Source organism: Clostridium felsineum DSM 794 (genome assembly GCF_002006355.2).
Taxonomy (GTDB): Bacteria; Bacillota; Clostridia; order Clostridiales; family Clostridiaceae; genus Clostridium_S; species Clostridium_S felsineum.
In genome coordinates this window covers 3,866,787-3,881,980 of the sequence record NZ_CP096980.1, presented here as the reverse complement: position 1 = coordinate 3,881,980, position 15,194 = coordinate 3,866,787, and the positions used below count along the sequence as shown (strand labels likewise).

The 15,194-nt window shown below is 30.6% G+C and carries 13 protein-coding genes; 10 read left to right on the top strand and 3 right to left on the bottom strand.

Annotated features, from left to right (window positions below; genetic code table 11):
* Positions 1–12: 12 nt before the first annotated feature.
* Positions 13–1,488 carry a hypothetical protein gene (locus CLFE_RS18155; RefSeq protein ID WP_077894326.1) on the bottom strand — a complete coding sequence of 492 codons (1,476 nt, stop codon included), beginning with the start codon at positions 1,486–1,488 and terminating at the stop codon, positions 13–15.
* A 154-nt stretch (positions 1,489–1,642) separates the two neighbouring features.
* Positions 1,643–2,206, bottom strand: a complete 564-nt coding sequence (locus CLFE_RS18150) for a TetR/AcrR family transcriptional regulator (protein ID WP_077836095.1) — start codon at positions 2,204–2,206, stop codon at positions 1,643–1,645.
* Positions 2,207–2,319: 113 nt separating this feature from the next.
* Here CLFE_RS18150 and CLFE_RS18145 point away from each other — a divergent pair, with 113 nt between their 5' ends.
* The gene (locus CLFE_RS18145) at positions 2,320–3,363 is read left to right on the top strand and encodes a sugar phosphate isomerase/epimerase family protein (protein ID WP_077894327.1); all 1,044 of its coding nucleotides are present in this window, start codon (positions 2,320–2,322) and stop codon (positions 3,361–3,363) included.
* Positions 3,364–3,522: 159 nt separating this feature from the next.
* On the top strand, positions 3,523–4,260 hold the full coding sequence (locus CLFE_RS18140) for a tetratricopeptide repeat protein (RefSeq protein ID WP_077894328.1): 738 nt from the start codon (positions 3,523–3,525) through the stop codon (positions 4,258–4,260).
* 216 nt (positions 4,261–4,476) lie between these two features.
* Here the strand turns inward: CLFE_RS18140 and CLFE_RS18135 are convergent, their stop codons facing one another.
* Complete coding sequence (locus CLFE_RS18135; RefSeq protein WP_242951668.1) at positions 4,477–5,193, bottom strand: NAD(P)H-dependent oxidoreductase; 717 nt, start codon at positions 5,191–5,193, stop codon at positions 4,477–4,479.
* 1,061 nt (positions 5,194–6,254) lie between these two features.
* On the opposite strand from CLFE_RS18135, the gene CLFE_RS18130 reads away from it, so the two are divergent.
* From CLFE_RS18130 to CLFE_RS18095, 8 genes are all read left to right on the top strand, one after another.
* Positions 6,255–7,181 carry an ACP S-malonyltransferase gene (locus CLFE_RS18130; protein WP_077894330.1) on the top strand — a complete coding sequence of 309 codons (927 nt, stop codon included), beginning with the start codon at positions 6,255–6,257 and terminating at the stop codon, positions 7,179–7,181.
* Between the two features lie 28 nt (positions 7,182–7,209).
* Entirely contained in the window at positions 7,210–7,962 is a 753-nt protein-coding gene (gene fabG / locus CLFE_RS18125) for a 3-oxoacyl-ACP reductase FabG (RefSeq protein ID WP_207651288.1), read from the top strand.
* Between the two features lie 60 nt (positions 7,963–8,022).
* Entirely contained in the window at positions 8,023–8,310 is a 288-nt protein-coding gene (locus tag CLFE_RS18120; RefSeq protein ID WP_139355697.1) for an acyl carrier protein, read from the top strand.
* 4 nt (positions 8,311–8,314) lie between these two features.
* Positions 8,315–8,785, top strand: a complete 471-nt coding sequence (gene fabZ / locus CLFE_RS18115) for a 3-hydroxyacyl-ACP dehydratase FabZ (protein WP_077835556.1) — start codon at positions 8,315–8,317, stop codon at positions 8,783–8,785.
* Between the two features lie 8 nt (positions 8,786–8,793).
* The gene (locus CLFE_RS18110) at positions 8,794–9,720 is read left to right on the top strand and encodes an ABC transporter ATP-binding protein (RefSeq protein WP_077894331.1); all 927 of its coding nucleotides are present in this window, start codon (positions 8,794–8,796) and stop codon (positions 9,718–9,720) included.
* Position 9,721: 1 nt separating this feature from the next.
* Positions 9,722–10,600, top strand: a complete 879-nt coding sequence (locus tag CLFE_RS18105; protein WP_077835554.1) for an ABC transporter permease — start codon at positions 9,722–9,724, stop codon at positions 10,598–10,600.
* 178 nt (positions 10,601–10,778) lie between these two features.
* Positions 10,779–13,961, top strand: a complete 3,183-nt coding sequence (locus CLFE_RS18100; protein ID WP_077894332.1) for a GNAT family N-acetyltransferase — start codon at positions 10,779–10,781, stop codon at positions 13,959–13,961.
* A gap of 51 nt (positions 13,962–14,012) precedes the next feature.
* Positions 14,013–15,113: an aminomethyl transferase family protein gene (locus tag CLFE_RS18095; protein WP_077894333.1), complete on the top strand. Its 1,101-nt coding sequence runs from the start codon at positions 14,013–14,015 to the stop codon at positions 15,111–15,113.
* The last annotated feature ends 81 nt before the right edge of the window (positions 15,114–15,194 follow it).

Below are 15,194 nucleotides of genomic sequence, written 5' to 3'. Positions count from 1 at the left end.
CGTTACATGGAGTTATGCTTCATTTTTTATTATTTGATGCTGATCCTTTTTCTTCTTCCTAAATAAAATAGCCTGATCCCAAATGACATTATAAGGTGCTGGTCCAACTAGTGTTTCTTGATTTAAATATAATCTAAATCCTATAAAGGCTTCTTGATAATTATTAACTCCGTAACATGAACCTTTTGGATTTCCTGTACTATAAGGGATAATAGCTGTACAATTACCATCACCTTTTCTAGCCATTTTATATACATAATAATTATCGGATACCTCGGAGTCTTTAGGAAAAAATTCATTTGCCGATCCTTCACAATCCGGTGAGTAAATAACACTAACACCATTAAGCTTTTTAGCACCATAAAAACTAGAATTATAGTAAACTGCATTTCCAGTTTTGGTGTGATTAACCCCGTAGGTAATTATAAAATCGTCATCAGATGTTAATTGAAAGTTGTTTGTTTTCAAGTACAAGGCATCCCTACTTTCACCAAGTACATTCACATCCATCATAATTGCCTCAAAGCTTTCCATAACCCAAATATTAGTTCTAAGATCTATAGCTTCATATTCTTCGCTATCATATTTTTCAAGAATCTTATATCTTAAATAATTTAAATCATATCTAGCATGTGGAAGTAAATTAAATTCTGTCTTGCAAGTTTCTCGCATTTTAAGTGTAGGTATTGGCCAAGGATGTTTCATTTCAATTGGCTTTTTAGGTGTAATGCGAAGTACATGCCAGTATTTGTCCAAATTATCTAAATACTCTTGACCAATGTCCTTATTTTCCCATATTGAAGCTCTCATAAGAATAGCGAAGGTATCTTTGCCCTTCTCTAGTCCCATTTTAACAAGTTCCTTTGGTATATTATCATTATTCATGATATCAGAACTAAATCCGGAATTAATTAAAGTCTTTCGAATCTGGTGGTTAATATATTGATCAGCAGTTGTAATGATAATCGTAGAACTATCATAGGGATATCCTAGTATTCTATCAGGTGTATTTTTAGTTTTAATAGTATAGTTATTGATAGTATCGCCTAAGCTACCAAATATCATATGGTATTTGCCGGTTTTATCATTGCCTACAGTAGAATTATCACTATAATATTTTCCTATTTTGTTTTTTACAAAGAAAAGGAAACTTCTGAAACTGTAGTAATATGCCTTAGGTGGTGTTTTGCCAATTAAAACAATGGCCTCATCCGGACGTAATTTGTAGGGAACTCCTTCTGTTATAAATTCTATATCAGACTCCTGATTTGGAGAAGGAGGGACTAGAGCAAGAGCATATGGAGCACCAGCATTGTTTCCTAAAGCACTATTGACTAAACCTTCACTGCAATATTTTAAAATATCTATATATCTTAATTCTCCTTCTTGAACTATACAGCCTTGATGTTCTAATGAATTAATAAAGTCTTTTACTTTTTTTTCATTATTCTCATTGTTCTCATCGCAATCACAATAATTTTTATCCATTTCGTTACTCCCTTTTTACTTTAATCTTTTTAGTTGTTATTCGTTATATTATTATATGATAAAGGTTTAGAGAGGGTGCCATAACAAACAACAGTGTGATTGCGTGTAAAGTTGATTCTAAAATCTCAAATTACCATATACATATGTGCGATTATTAATTACCAATTGTCCTTCCAGCAATATATAAAATTAATTGTGCTTCTTCTTCTGGTGATTTTAAGCAATCTGAAAGAATCCATTCTTTAAGAAGTCTTACTGTTCCATACTGAACATAGGAAGCAATGGCATTCTTTTTCTCCAAATCCATGTCCTCTGGTAAGTGTTTAATGACCATATGATCAAACTTTGGTAGTGAGGCTGTGATGTGGGTGAGTAAGTTATAATTATCTAAATCTAATAGAAGTTTTGCAAATTCAAGATTATCTTTCATATATTGTAGAACTCCAGTTAGGCATTCATGGATACTTTTGCCTGCTGCCATATCATTTATAACCGTAAATGACGTACTTTGTATATATGTATCAGCGATTTCATTTAATACATCATATTGGCTTCCATAGTGATTATAAAAGGTAGTGCGATTAATTCCTGCAACCTCACATAATTCTCGTATGTATATTTTATTAATATTTTTTGTCTTTAGCATTTTTAATAAAGCCTCATGAATTAAGCGTTTTGTTAGCATAACTCTCTGGTTTACATTGTTTTTTTCTAGCATGGCCCCTCCATTGTACTCGACATTTTTAAAACATCTGTCGGTTGTAAAATCGACAGATGTTGATATTATTATAACGTAGAAACAAAATAAGTCAATGAAAGGGAGAGGCTAAAATGAAGAAAAGCATAAAGAAAATATTAACAGTAATTCTTGTGTTAATTATTCTCGTTATAATAGTTATTGCTGGTTATGAAATCAAAGAGAATGCCCGAATTAATAAAATTGTGAGCTCACACAAAATTGCGCAGAATGTAAAACAAAAGGATAATGTAAGAAGCAATAATAAGAACAATTCTGAACATATTACAACTGGAGTTCAACAAATTATGATAGGAACAATGTGTAATAATTATGATAATGCTTTGCAAACCTTACTTAATATAAAAAGGGCAGGTTACGAATCTATTGAATTAAATGATTATATGATCCACAAGTCGTCCATATCGGTAAAACTAATGACAAAGTTCGCAGGAATGCCTATTGGTAATGGTGGCAAGCTTGATTGGCCAAAACTAATTAAAGAAAGTGGACTAAAGGTCATAAGTTTACATAGTGATTTGGGAAGCATTGAGAATGATTCGAAAGCCATAGCTGATGAAGCTAAAAAATTAGGGACAAACACTGTAGTTATCACTGGTATGTACAAATTTGATTATAGTAGTTTAAAGGATGTAGATAAGCTTTCTCAGCGTCTAAATAAGGCTGGAAAAGCTCTTTCAAAAGAAGGAGTACACCTTCTGTATCATAATCATAATTGCGAACTTCAAAAGGTAACTTCTAAAAAAACTGCTTATGATATTTTAATTGAAAAAACAGATCCCGTATATGTTAATTTCGAATTTGATAGCTACTGGATGTCAGATGGTGGTGCTAATGTTCCCGCTTTGATGGAGAAATTAGGCACACGAATGAAATTATGGCATATTAATGACCGTGGTTGTACAAAAAAAGGTCCTTATATGACACCAATACTGGAACAAGATGATACTGAATTAGGAAATGGAAATATGGATTTGGATACACTTTCAGCAATTGCTATAAAGAATAAAGTACAGGGTGTTGTATTAGAAACCCATAAAAATTGGGTGGATAATGATCCAATTAAGAGTTTTCAGGTTAGTTCAAAATACATGCAGAAGAAGTTTTACGACAAATAAACTAGAGTACAATATATATGTCAAGACGCCTTTAAAAGAGGCGTTTTGACATGTTGAATTTTTTTATTTAGTAAATTTTTATTTATAACTATATGATATAATTTAATTAGTATATAGAATAGACTTTGAAACTAATTATAGATTATAAGGTGGTGTATTTTGAAACAATCAAATAATTATAAAATAATCCAAGATTTATCAAAAGAAGCTGAAAGATTATGTGAGGAAAGCAAATACTCAGAAGGGATCAGCTTATATATGGAGATGCTAAAAATAAATCCTAAATCTATTGAAGCCTATTTAAGTATGGGAAATGCTTATCAAGAAATGGAGATTTATAAAGAAGCTATTAAATGTTTTCAAAAGGTTTTAGAGATAGATATGAACTATTCATCATATGCTTATTATAATATGGGAAATTCATATAGCTTATTAGGTGAAAGTCAAGAAGCTATTAAATGCTATGATAAGTGTATTCAGCTTAATCCATTGGTTGCTTCTGCTTATTTTAATAAAGGTAATGAATTATGTGTTTTAAATATGCAGGAGGCAGCTATTGAGATGTATGATAAATCTATACAAATAAATCCTAATCAAGATAAACCTTATTTTGAAAAAGGATTTATACTGATGGAATTAAAGAGATACGAAGATTCCAATAAATGTTTTGATATGGTTATTAAGCTTAAGCCTGAATGTGCAGAAGCTTACTATAACAAAGGAAATAATCTTTATTATTTAGGAAGGCGTGTTGAAGTATTGGAATATTTTGACAAAGCAATACAGTGCAACCCTCAAGATCCTGATTTCTTTTACAATAAGGGTCTTGTACTAACCAAATTGGGAAGAATAAATGAAGCACATAAAAGCTTTGAAAAATACAGAAGTTTACTTTAAAACTAAATGATAATAATAAGTGATACTCATATAAGGTTTATTAATATTGACAGTTTTTTAAGGAATATTTTATTTTCGAATATCTTGATATTATCGTTAGATATTTATAGTTAAACTTTAGTATTTTCAATAGTCCAGCTTAAATTACCTATTATCAGATTTCAAAAATAATATTTTTAGTATGCTTTTTTGGATTATAAAATGTTGTAATTTATCTTATGAATTTTTATTTATTGAAGAATCAGTAATACTCCAACTGGTGTTTACTAGTTCTATAAATATTTTTGGAGGAAGTAATAACTTATTTAATTCACGCTTTGTATGTTCTGAAAAAACACCATTAGTTGAAAATTCCTTTCCTGCCTGTTTAACATGAGTTAGAAATCTAGAGGTTCTTCCATCAATCTGAGGTATGCTAAATAATTCACCTTCTGGGCAAATTATTTTAGTTAACCTATCTTTAAAAATAAATTCAAATTGTTTTAAAAGAGCTTCGTAATTATTCTTTGTACCATAAAGACCACAAGTAGAAATAAGAATATAACGTTGATGTGATAAATCATAACGTAATGGATGGCAACTTGTTTCATCATCATTTATGCTAATATATGGTAGATAAATAGGAAGCATACGATCAAGAAAAGCTTTGACTTTTGAAGGCATTCCAAAATAATAGAGAGGAAAACTCCATATAATCAAGTCTGCATTAATGTATTTTGTAATAAGTTCTTTCATATCATCTTTAATTATGCATTTACCTGGAGTTTGAGTCCAACAAGAAAAGCAACCGCGACAATGCTCAATATTTTTTTCATTTATATTTGCTACATAAACATTATAAATTCTTTTACTATTCAGCCCATCTAAAAAAGATTCTGTTACTCTTAAAGTATTACTTTGATTACCCTTTGGACTACCATTAAGTACAAAAATATTTATAACAATCTACCTCCCAATATTTTGATGTTTTAGTTGATGATAATAATTTTAAATACTCTTTCTTTAAAATAAGTGATATATATTTTAGCAGTATTAATAATGTATATAATATCCTCTTTTAATTTATAATATACATGAATTATGACAAAATAAGGTAATATCAAACGCTAATTAGTTAATTGTTTGTACTATAACCATAAAATACATATAATTTTTGTATTTTCAGTAGAATATGAAAAATATAGGTCCTAAGTAGCCTAATTTAAAATTTAGTGTTTTTTTATGTTTGTAATTTAATAAATAAGAGGATAAAAAAGTAAATTCGAAATAACCATATAATTACAAGATATAACATAAAGGTGAAATAAAATACAATTAGTGTCAGAGTATTTACAAAAATATGGGATGGATGTATAATTATTAATCATAGGTAATATGAATCCAAAATGATTATATTAAGTAATAAAAGTATTTTAAGTATAAAATATATAAAATATGTAATAAGGTTTAATATATAGATGAGCATAATTAATAATTAAGGATTATTGAAAAATTTTACTTATTATTAGGTGAAACTTTAAAATAATTGAAATTATTTTAAAGAAATAAAAAAAATTATATTAAACTATTCAAATAGATTTTTTATTGCCATATATTTTTGCTCTAAATCTACATTTTTAAGATGTTTTCTTATGTTTTTTATGAAGGGCAAGGCTAGTTTTATAAACGTCATTGTAAAATTTTAATTACTTTGTTTAAAATTGTAATCATGCTTATTAAGGGCAATAAATGCTATTAATGTAAAGTATTTTTAACATAACCATAAAGATATTTATGTTCTATAAGGTTCAATTATGTTACAAATTTCTTAACGTTGATACATAGAGATCTCATCCTTTGTTTTTTATTGTTTGCGAGAACTATATTTTATCCGGGGATGAGCTTTATGATATAAATTTCATTAATAAACTACAATATAGCTTCTAGAAGCTAGTAATACCAATGCATATGCATTATGTGTATGTCTGAAAATAGATAAAGAAGGGAGGGTACTAATGAAAAATGCGTTTTTATTTCCTGGACAGGGAGCACAATACTCGGGGATGTTTAAAACAATCAAAGCAATGCCTGAGGCAGTTAGAGTATATGAGAAGGCAAATAATATAGTTGGCTACAATCTTCAAGAGATGTGCACTTTTGGAACACAGGATCAGTTAAATCAAACTCAATTCACGCAAGTTGCAATCTATACTCACAGTATAGCCCTATCTAATGTACTAATAAAAAATAATATTAATCCTGTAGTTGTGGCTGGACACAGTGTAGGGCAATTTGCAGCACTTGTTGCAGTAGGAGTCATTTCTTTTGAGGAAGGGTTAAAACTTGTTCAAGCAAGGGCTAGTCTTATGGGAAGTGTCAAACGGAAAGGTAGCATGGTTTCTATTACAGGACTTTCAGTTGAAACAATTAAAGAGTTATGTGAAGAAGTTAAAGATAGTGGATATGCTGCAATATCTCTATTTAATACTCAAATTCAAATGGTTGTTTCAGGTGATATTAAAGCGATAGAAAAACTTACTGCGAAAGCTATCGAAAGAGGTGCCATAAAAGTTGTGCCTTTAAGGGTAAGCCAAGCATTTCATTCTGAATTAATGAGGGAAATATATGATGAATTCAAATCTATAGTAAATAATGTAGAGTTTAAAGAAGCTCTCTGCCCTATAGTTTTAAATTGTGATGCTGAAATTACAACTAATTCGATAAAAATCAAGGAAGATATAATTAAGCAAATTGTAACTCCAGTTAAATGGTATGAGTCTATGAAAAATATTTTACAAATTGAAGATATAGAACTTGTAGAAGTAGGTCCTGGTAAAACTCTTACAGGTATGTTTAGAAGTATTCAAAAAGGTAAAAAGGTATATACTGCTGATATACCTCAGGATTTAGCTAAATTAATTAAACTTTCAAAGTCATATTAATTCAAAAGATAAGAAAGGAGGCATTAATTTGCTGTTTGAAAATAATGAAGTGGCTCTTGTAACAGGGGCTTCCAGAGGAATAGGAAAAAGCATTGCATTAGAACTTGCAAAAAATGGAGCAGACGTAATTTTAACATATAATGGTAGGGAAAGTGAAGCTAATAAAGTAGCAGAAGAAATTATGAAAATGAACCGTAGAGCTCTTGTGTATAAGTGCAACGTAGCTAACGAGGAAGAAGTAACAAAAGTTATTAAATCTGCTGCAAAAGAAATGGGAAGATTAGATATACTCGTTAATAATGCTGGAATTGTTCAGGATGGATATATCGGTATGATGAGTAATGAAAAATGGGAAAATGTTATTCAAACTAACCTAAATGGATGCTTTTACTGCTGTAGGCAAGCAGTAAAAACAATGATTAAGTTTGGAAATGGGGGAGCAATTGTAAACCTCTCCTCAACTAGTGGTATTGTTGGACAAGCAGGTCAGGTTAATTATTGTGCATCTAAGGGAGCAATTATTTCTTTAACAAAGAGCCTTTCTAAAGAAGTTGTAAAATACAATATACGAGTAAATGCAGTTGCGCCTGGCTTTATCATGACTGATATGACAAAAGCAACTGGTATGGAAATTATAAATAAATATATACCTCATATACCTATGGGTAGAATAGGACTTCCGGAAGAAGTAGCAAAAACAGTAGTATTTTTTGCATCTTCAAATTCTTCTTATATAACCGGAAAAGTATTGACTGTAGATGGTGGAATGATTAATGGATAACCCTGTATTAGGGTTTATATAAAATAAGAAAAAAATAATAAATAATAGGAGATTGGTATTGTGAAAAGAGAACAAATTCAAGAAAAAGCTAAAACACGTATAGAATTATGCGAAAAAATTAAGCAGGTAATTGTTGACCAGTTAGCGCTGGATATTGAGCCTACTGTTATTACAGATGACCAACCTCTTTTCGGAAGAGGACTAGAACTCGATTCAGTGGATGCATTAGAATTAGTAGTTGGAATAGATGCTGAGTTTGATGTATCTATTTCTGATGATAATATTGGAGTTTTCAGTTCAGTTAATAAAATAGCAGATTACATAGAAGAAAAACAAGAGGAGGATTAATATTATGGTAGTACTAAATTCTGATCAAATTCGTGCATTATTGCCACATAGATATCCTTTTCTTCTTTTAGACAGAATAATAAAATTAGATCCTGGAAAAAGTGCAACAGGTATAAAAAATGTTACTGTGAATGAGCCGTTCTTTCAGGGTCATTTCCCTACAAAGTCCATTATGCCAGGAGTACTGATAGTGGAAGCTTTAGCACAGCTTACTGCAGTAGTGTACTGCACAGAGTTCTTAGGCGACAAGTTGGATTTAAAGAGTATAGAAGAGGCTAATATAGCTGAAAAGGTGGGTTACATTGCGGCTATTAAGAATGTAAAATTCAAAAAAATAGTAGTGCCGGGTGACCAACTGGTTTTGATTGCTCATAAGATAGACTCTTTTGGAAATTTATCAAATGTTAATGTAAGTGCGTTTGTAAACAATGAGTTAGTGGTTGAAGGTAAATTAACAGTTTCTCAGCAAGGTTAGGAGGATTTATGGATAAAATAATTGAAGTTGAAGGCCTTGTCAAAAAATACAATGATTTGACGGCAGTAAAGGGAATCAGTTTTCATGTAAATAAGGGAGAATTATTTGCTTTTTTGGGAACAAACGGTGCAGGCAAATCTACAACTATTGATATTTTATGTACCTTGAAAAGTTATACAAAAGGTTATATTAAGATCAATGGAAATGAACTGGGAAAGCAGGATTCAGAAATCAGAAAAGATATCGGCATTGTTTTTCAAAAGAGTTTGCTCGATCCTCTTTTAACTATTAATGAAAATTTAAAAGTTAGAGCTTCGTTTTACGGTCTTACAGGGAAAGAAGCAAATAAAAGAATTGAGGAAATTAGTGAAGTTATTGGTTTAAATGATTTATTAAGTCGTCGCTATGGACAACTTTCAGGGGGACAGAGGCGTAAAGCGGACATTGCAAGGGCATTGTTAAACACTCCTAAAATTTTATTCTTGGATGAGCCTACAACAGGACTTGATCCCCAGACTCGTGTCTTTGTGTGGGAGACAGTAAATAAGCTTCAAAAAAATAGTCAGGTTACAGTATTTTTGACTACACATTATATGGAGGAAGCTGCCTGTGCAGATAGGATTACTATTATAAATAAAGGTAATATTGTAGCAGAAGGGACACCACAATATTTAAAAGACAAGTATGCTTTTGATGTTATGAAAGTTGTTCCAAAGTCTGAAGAGAAGCTTTTAGAATTCATTAAGATGCAAAATTTGACTCATTTTCTACAGGGTGGAGCCTTTGTTATAAAAGTTACTTCTACTTTAAAAGCACTAGAACTTCTTAATCTCCATAAAGAAAATATCGAAAGCTTTGAAGTTCAGAAGGGAAATATGGACGATGTTTTCTTAAATATTATCGGAAACAAAACGGAAATTGGGGGAGGTTCATAAAGTGAAAATAATAGGTAAGCTGCTTTCAAGAAACATGAAGTTATTTTTCAGAGATAAAACATCAGTATTTTTCTCATTGCTATCGGTAATAATTTTAATCTCGCTATATTTGATATTTTTATCCAATCTTCAATATGATAGCGTTAAGCAAGCAGTAGGAAATATCAAAGGAATTAAATTCTTAATTAACAGCTGGATTATGGGAGGTCTTGTTTCTATAGTGGCATTTACAAGTACATTAGGTGCTTTTGGTAGTATGGTAGGCGATAAAGAAAAAGAAAATGCGAATGATTTCATGGTTTCACCAATAAAAAATGTTCATATTGTAGCAGGTTATGTTTTAAGCTCAGCTATTGTTGGTCTTATTATGACTATTTTTGCAGCTATTTTCTCAGAGGTATTTATCTATATTGATAATGGGAGTTTATTGGATGTTGGTTCCATGGTTAAAGTGTTAGCCGTTGTTTTTCTGTCTGTGATTATGGCAACGGTAATAAATATGTTTATTGCAAGCTTAGTTAGAACTATGAGTGCTTTTACGGCTGTAAGCACAGTAATTGGTACTCTTATAGGATTTTTAACAGGTGTGTATGTTCCAATTGGATCACTTCCATCTACGGTTCGATATATAATAATGTTTTTTCCACCAAGCCATGCTGGATTAGTTCTTAAAAAAATAGTTATGGCAAAACCTCTAAGTGAAGTTTTTAAAAATGCGCCATCAAGTGTAATAAGTTCCTACAAAACGCAGTATGGAGTGGATTTTTTAATAAAAGGTCACAATATAACAATATCAGAAAGTATCTTGTATATGGTTGCAGTGACAGTGATTTTTTTCGTTCTTATATTAGTTGTTAGAAGAAAATCAAAGATTAAATAATAAATATTCAGGATTTTTTCTTTAATTTATTCTTTTAGTTTTATACTGTGTGTATTGCCAATATAAAATATCTAAACCCCTTTGGGTGACAAATTATATATAGATTAAATAAAATTAATAGGTTATTGTTTAAAGTTTTCCACAGACTTTAGCAGTACCAGATTTCGGGGGAAGTCTTATGGAAGTCAAATTAACAATTAGGGAGTTTATACCCACTGATGCCAAGGAAATCGCTAATCTATATAACAAGTGTTCATTTTATCATGCAGAATATGGGTATCAAATTTCCGAGAACGATATAAATATAAGTTATAAAGAAAGAGGTACCCACATAATGGTTGTGGCACTTTATGATGATCATATTGTTGGAATTTTAGGGGCTTTTCCTGTTAGTGGATATAAAGTTGCAGAGAAGGATAGTGCATTCATAGGTTCCTTACTCATTCATCCTGAATTTAGAGGTAGTGGAACCTTGATAAGGTCATTGTATGCATATATGATTCGTAAGGTTGTCGAAAAAGGATTTAACTGTATCAGAACAGAAATCTTTCCTAGCAACTCACTCTCTTTGCGTTTGGCAAAAAAAACTGGATATGTACTAACTAAAGATTGTAAAACAGATATGGATTATTACATTGATTTAATAAGCTATCTACCTGCTGCATTGAAATGTTTTAAAGTCGTAAGTGAAACAGAAGATGATAAAACAGTAGATGTATATAATTTAGGGTTTTCATTAATCCATACAAAAGAACAATACCAAGCTTTGGCTGTTACATCAGAAATTAAGCAGGGAAGTAGAGAGGTTGTTCCATATAAAATAAGTATAGATAAAAAACAATTTACTATTGTAGTTGATGTGCTTTCCAAAAAAGTATGTAGTTTAGAAGGTCTTGGTTTTAAAATTTCATGTGATCTTGATACTGGAAAAGACTATTTTAAAAATGATATGGCTTTAATTACATGGAGAATTGAAAACTATTCACAGAGCCCATTTGAAATACAAATTGTTTCTAATATAAGTAAATTCAAACGGCCAATATATCTTGTCAAAACCACTGTTAGTGAGAATAATGAAAAGAAATACATTAAGAGTATTAAGTGTAAAAAGATTGGCATTTTCTCTATTGATACAAATATTAAACTAACTCTTAATGGTAAGGATTCATATTATATTCGTTTAGGTGTAGGTTTTGAAGTTAAGAAACAGGCTTTGATAGAACTTAAAGACGCTGAATTGGAGTCAAATAATATTAAAGTTCAATATTTAATTATGAATAATTCAGAAGACAAAAGCTTAGTGAAAATATTGAATTCTAAGTTTGGGATATTTCAAAAAAAGGATGAATTATATTTAGAGGACACCTTATTAAAAGAGGTAATTCACAATGACTCTGAAAAACAGGTCGCCTATTTCAAAGGAAGTAGTGACAAAAAAAGAAAAAGATTTGATATAGGTAAATCTGAGGTTTGGCGAAGAAAGGAGTTCTCCGCAGTAAAGCTTGGTTCTAAAGTTATTGTAATCAGTAAAAATTTAAAATTTTTTATTTCTTTAATTGATGGAAGAATTGAAGTTTATACATCAAAGGGCAAACTTATCGTGACTGAGCTTTGGCCTCTTTTAGGATATCCACATATAAGTGGTATAAAAATTGATAAGAAGAGAAATATAAAGTTTTTAATAATAGATGATTCTATTGTTCTTGAGGAAAAAATTGAAAGTTTAAAATTTACACGAAGGCTAAATGTTTCTGAAAATGAAATTGAAGTATTAGCTGATTTTGTAAATACATCTTTTAAGAAAAGGAAAGGTGGAATTGGGAAGATTCAACCCTGGCTTGAATGGAATGAAGCAGAAATATATGTTCCATCTAATGGAAGGGTGTTTCATGAAAATTTTATTTATAATTTGTTTCCGCTTGGAATCTCGGATATGATTGTTGGAAATATTAGAGAATTTGATGTGGATAGAGGTCAGAAGGGAGAAGGATGGACTGCATTTTCTAATGGTGAAGATACGTTAGAATTTGAATGGGACTTTTCACAAGAGCTTAGGTTCGGACAAAGGTTTATGCCAAGCATAATGTTTGAAGTACCGTGTCTATCTCCAAGGCAAAGCTTTAAAATCCCTACCTACAGATATAAATTAAATTCCAATGATTTTAAAGCTAAATTACGAGATAAGTACGTAGTTGAGTATGTATTTTTAAAGAGTGGAGAAGCTTATATTACCAATTCTACTAAACGTGAAATGCATGTAAGTTTAGAATTAAATACTTTTAGTAATCATGATTTAAATGCAAGTATAAAGTTGCTTCTTAAGGACAGTGAAAATAAAGAAATGTTCGAAATAAATTCTAATTTTGAAAGCTTTAAAAAGGGCTGCCCGATTAAAGTAAATCAGATTCTTGCTTTAGAAGGAAAATCTGATTTTCAAATACTCAACATTTTAATCGTGTATGAGGATAAGATAAGAAAAAAAGAATTTAATATTCCTGTTATAGATTATGGTACTGGACAAAGAAAAGTTCGAGAGATTCTAAAGCAGGAAAAAGCTTATGAAAAGTATTTGGTGAATAATACAAACATTGAGTTGGATTTTGTTCCTTTGTATGGTGGTACAATAACAGGTTTAAAATATAATTGTGAAAGTAAAATTGTATCATCATACCCTAAGTGTATAGCATATGAAGCTGAAGCAAACTGGTATGGTGGTATTTCAAGCTACATTATAAAAGATGAAAAAGATAAGCTTTCTTCGATGCTTAAGCCACTTTGTCGTTTGGAGAGTATGAGATATGAAAGGGAAGAATTTGAATGTGAAGGCATATTCTATAGTGGTTTTGGAATGCAGGGTTCTTTTCTTAATGAAACAATCAAGAGTGCTATTTCATATTTAATGATAGAAGACAGTAGTATTTTACTTATGAATGTTCAATATATGAATAGTTCAGTAGAAAATATTATTTATACCGGAGTTTTTTCAATTTACCCTAAAATGACAATGATAAGTGATAACTATAATTTTTATGTAAAACAGTATACAGGCAGAGAAGAGGTTCTTAAAGGATACAAAAAGTTAAATGCTGTATTAACTAGCACTGGACACAGTTACATAATAATCGAAGAAATCGATAAAAAATGCTTTACGGTAATAGCAACGTTTGTTCCTAAAGAGCAGAGTATTTATTTGAACCAACTAAAGCAAGGAATAAACATATGCCTTACTCAAAAGATTTTACTTGAAAATCATGGTGAAAAACAGATGAAAGCAGCAATTGGGTATTTTGATACCTTTGAAAAAGCAGTTTCATTTGGAGAAAATGCTCAATTAATAATTTCAAAATGTAATAAAAAATAAAGGAGAAAGGAATACACAGTGATTGAAGTATGCTGTGTGAGGGTTACCAAAATGAAAGAGAGTATTTTAAAAAGTGTATATGGACAAGATGTTAAACTTATGGAGGTTTGTGGCTATGAAGTTGCAGAAGCTTTTAGTGATTACAAGTCTGAATATGAGGCAATAAGAAAAAATATAGGACTAGTTGATTATTCAAACTTTGGTATTTTTAAAGTTAGTGGTGAAGATGCAAAGGAATTTATTCAAAAACTTACAACTAGAGATTTTGAATATCTTGCACCTGAAAAAGCTCGTACAGCTTTAGTACTTGATGAAGATGCAAACGTAATTTCATTGGTGCATGTTTTTAACCTAGAAACTTATTATTATGTTTTGACAGATATACAGCATATCGAGAAAACAAATAGCTGGTTCACAAAACATATATTTGGAGATGTATCTGTAGAATTGCTTACAGGTAAAATTTCAGCAATCAGCATTGAAGGACCAAAGTCTTGGCAAATAGCACAAAGTTTTTTACCTTATGATATTTCTGCCTTTGCATTTATGAATGCAATAGAAGTTACATATGAAAATCAGAAAATTGTTTTATCTAGATTCGGATTTACAGGAGAATATGGCTACTTCTTTTTTGCACCTGCTGAAATATCAAAGAACCTCTGGAATAAAATTTTGGAGTTAGGTACTGATAAGGGTATTATTCCATGTGGAATGAGTGTTATTAGTTCATGTATGCTTGAAGTAAGGCAGCCTGATATTAATACTGAAATTGTTGAAGGTAGTAACTTATTCGAAACAAGGCTACAGTGGCTTATAGATTTTACAAAAGAAGAATATATCGGACATGATGCAATTATGAAGATGATGGATGAGAGTCCTAAATCAGGTGTAGTTGGTTTTTCAGTAAGTTTAGACGCCAAAGTTGAAAAAGGAGATTCAGTTTATGTCGATGAAGATGTTATCGGCAAAATAATTTGCACCTATGAAAGCTGCAGTTTAAATAAAAAGCTCGGTCTTGTTTTATTAGAAAATAAGTTTGTAGCGGTAGGTCTTGTACTTGATGTAAGGGGAAAATCAGGTGAGACTGCACAAATAGATACGTTATCCAGTCCTTACATTATTCCAGAAAGCTGGCTTATAAAGATGGTATAAGATTTATATTAAAGTGCTTGGTATAAAGGGTATTGAAATAAAAAATAGCATCAATAATTGTGTTATAGAAAGGGTGTAGTT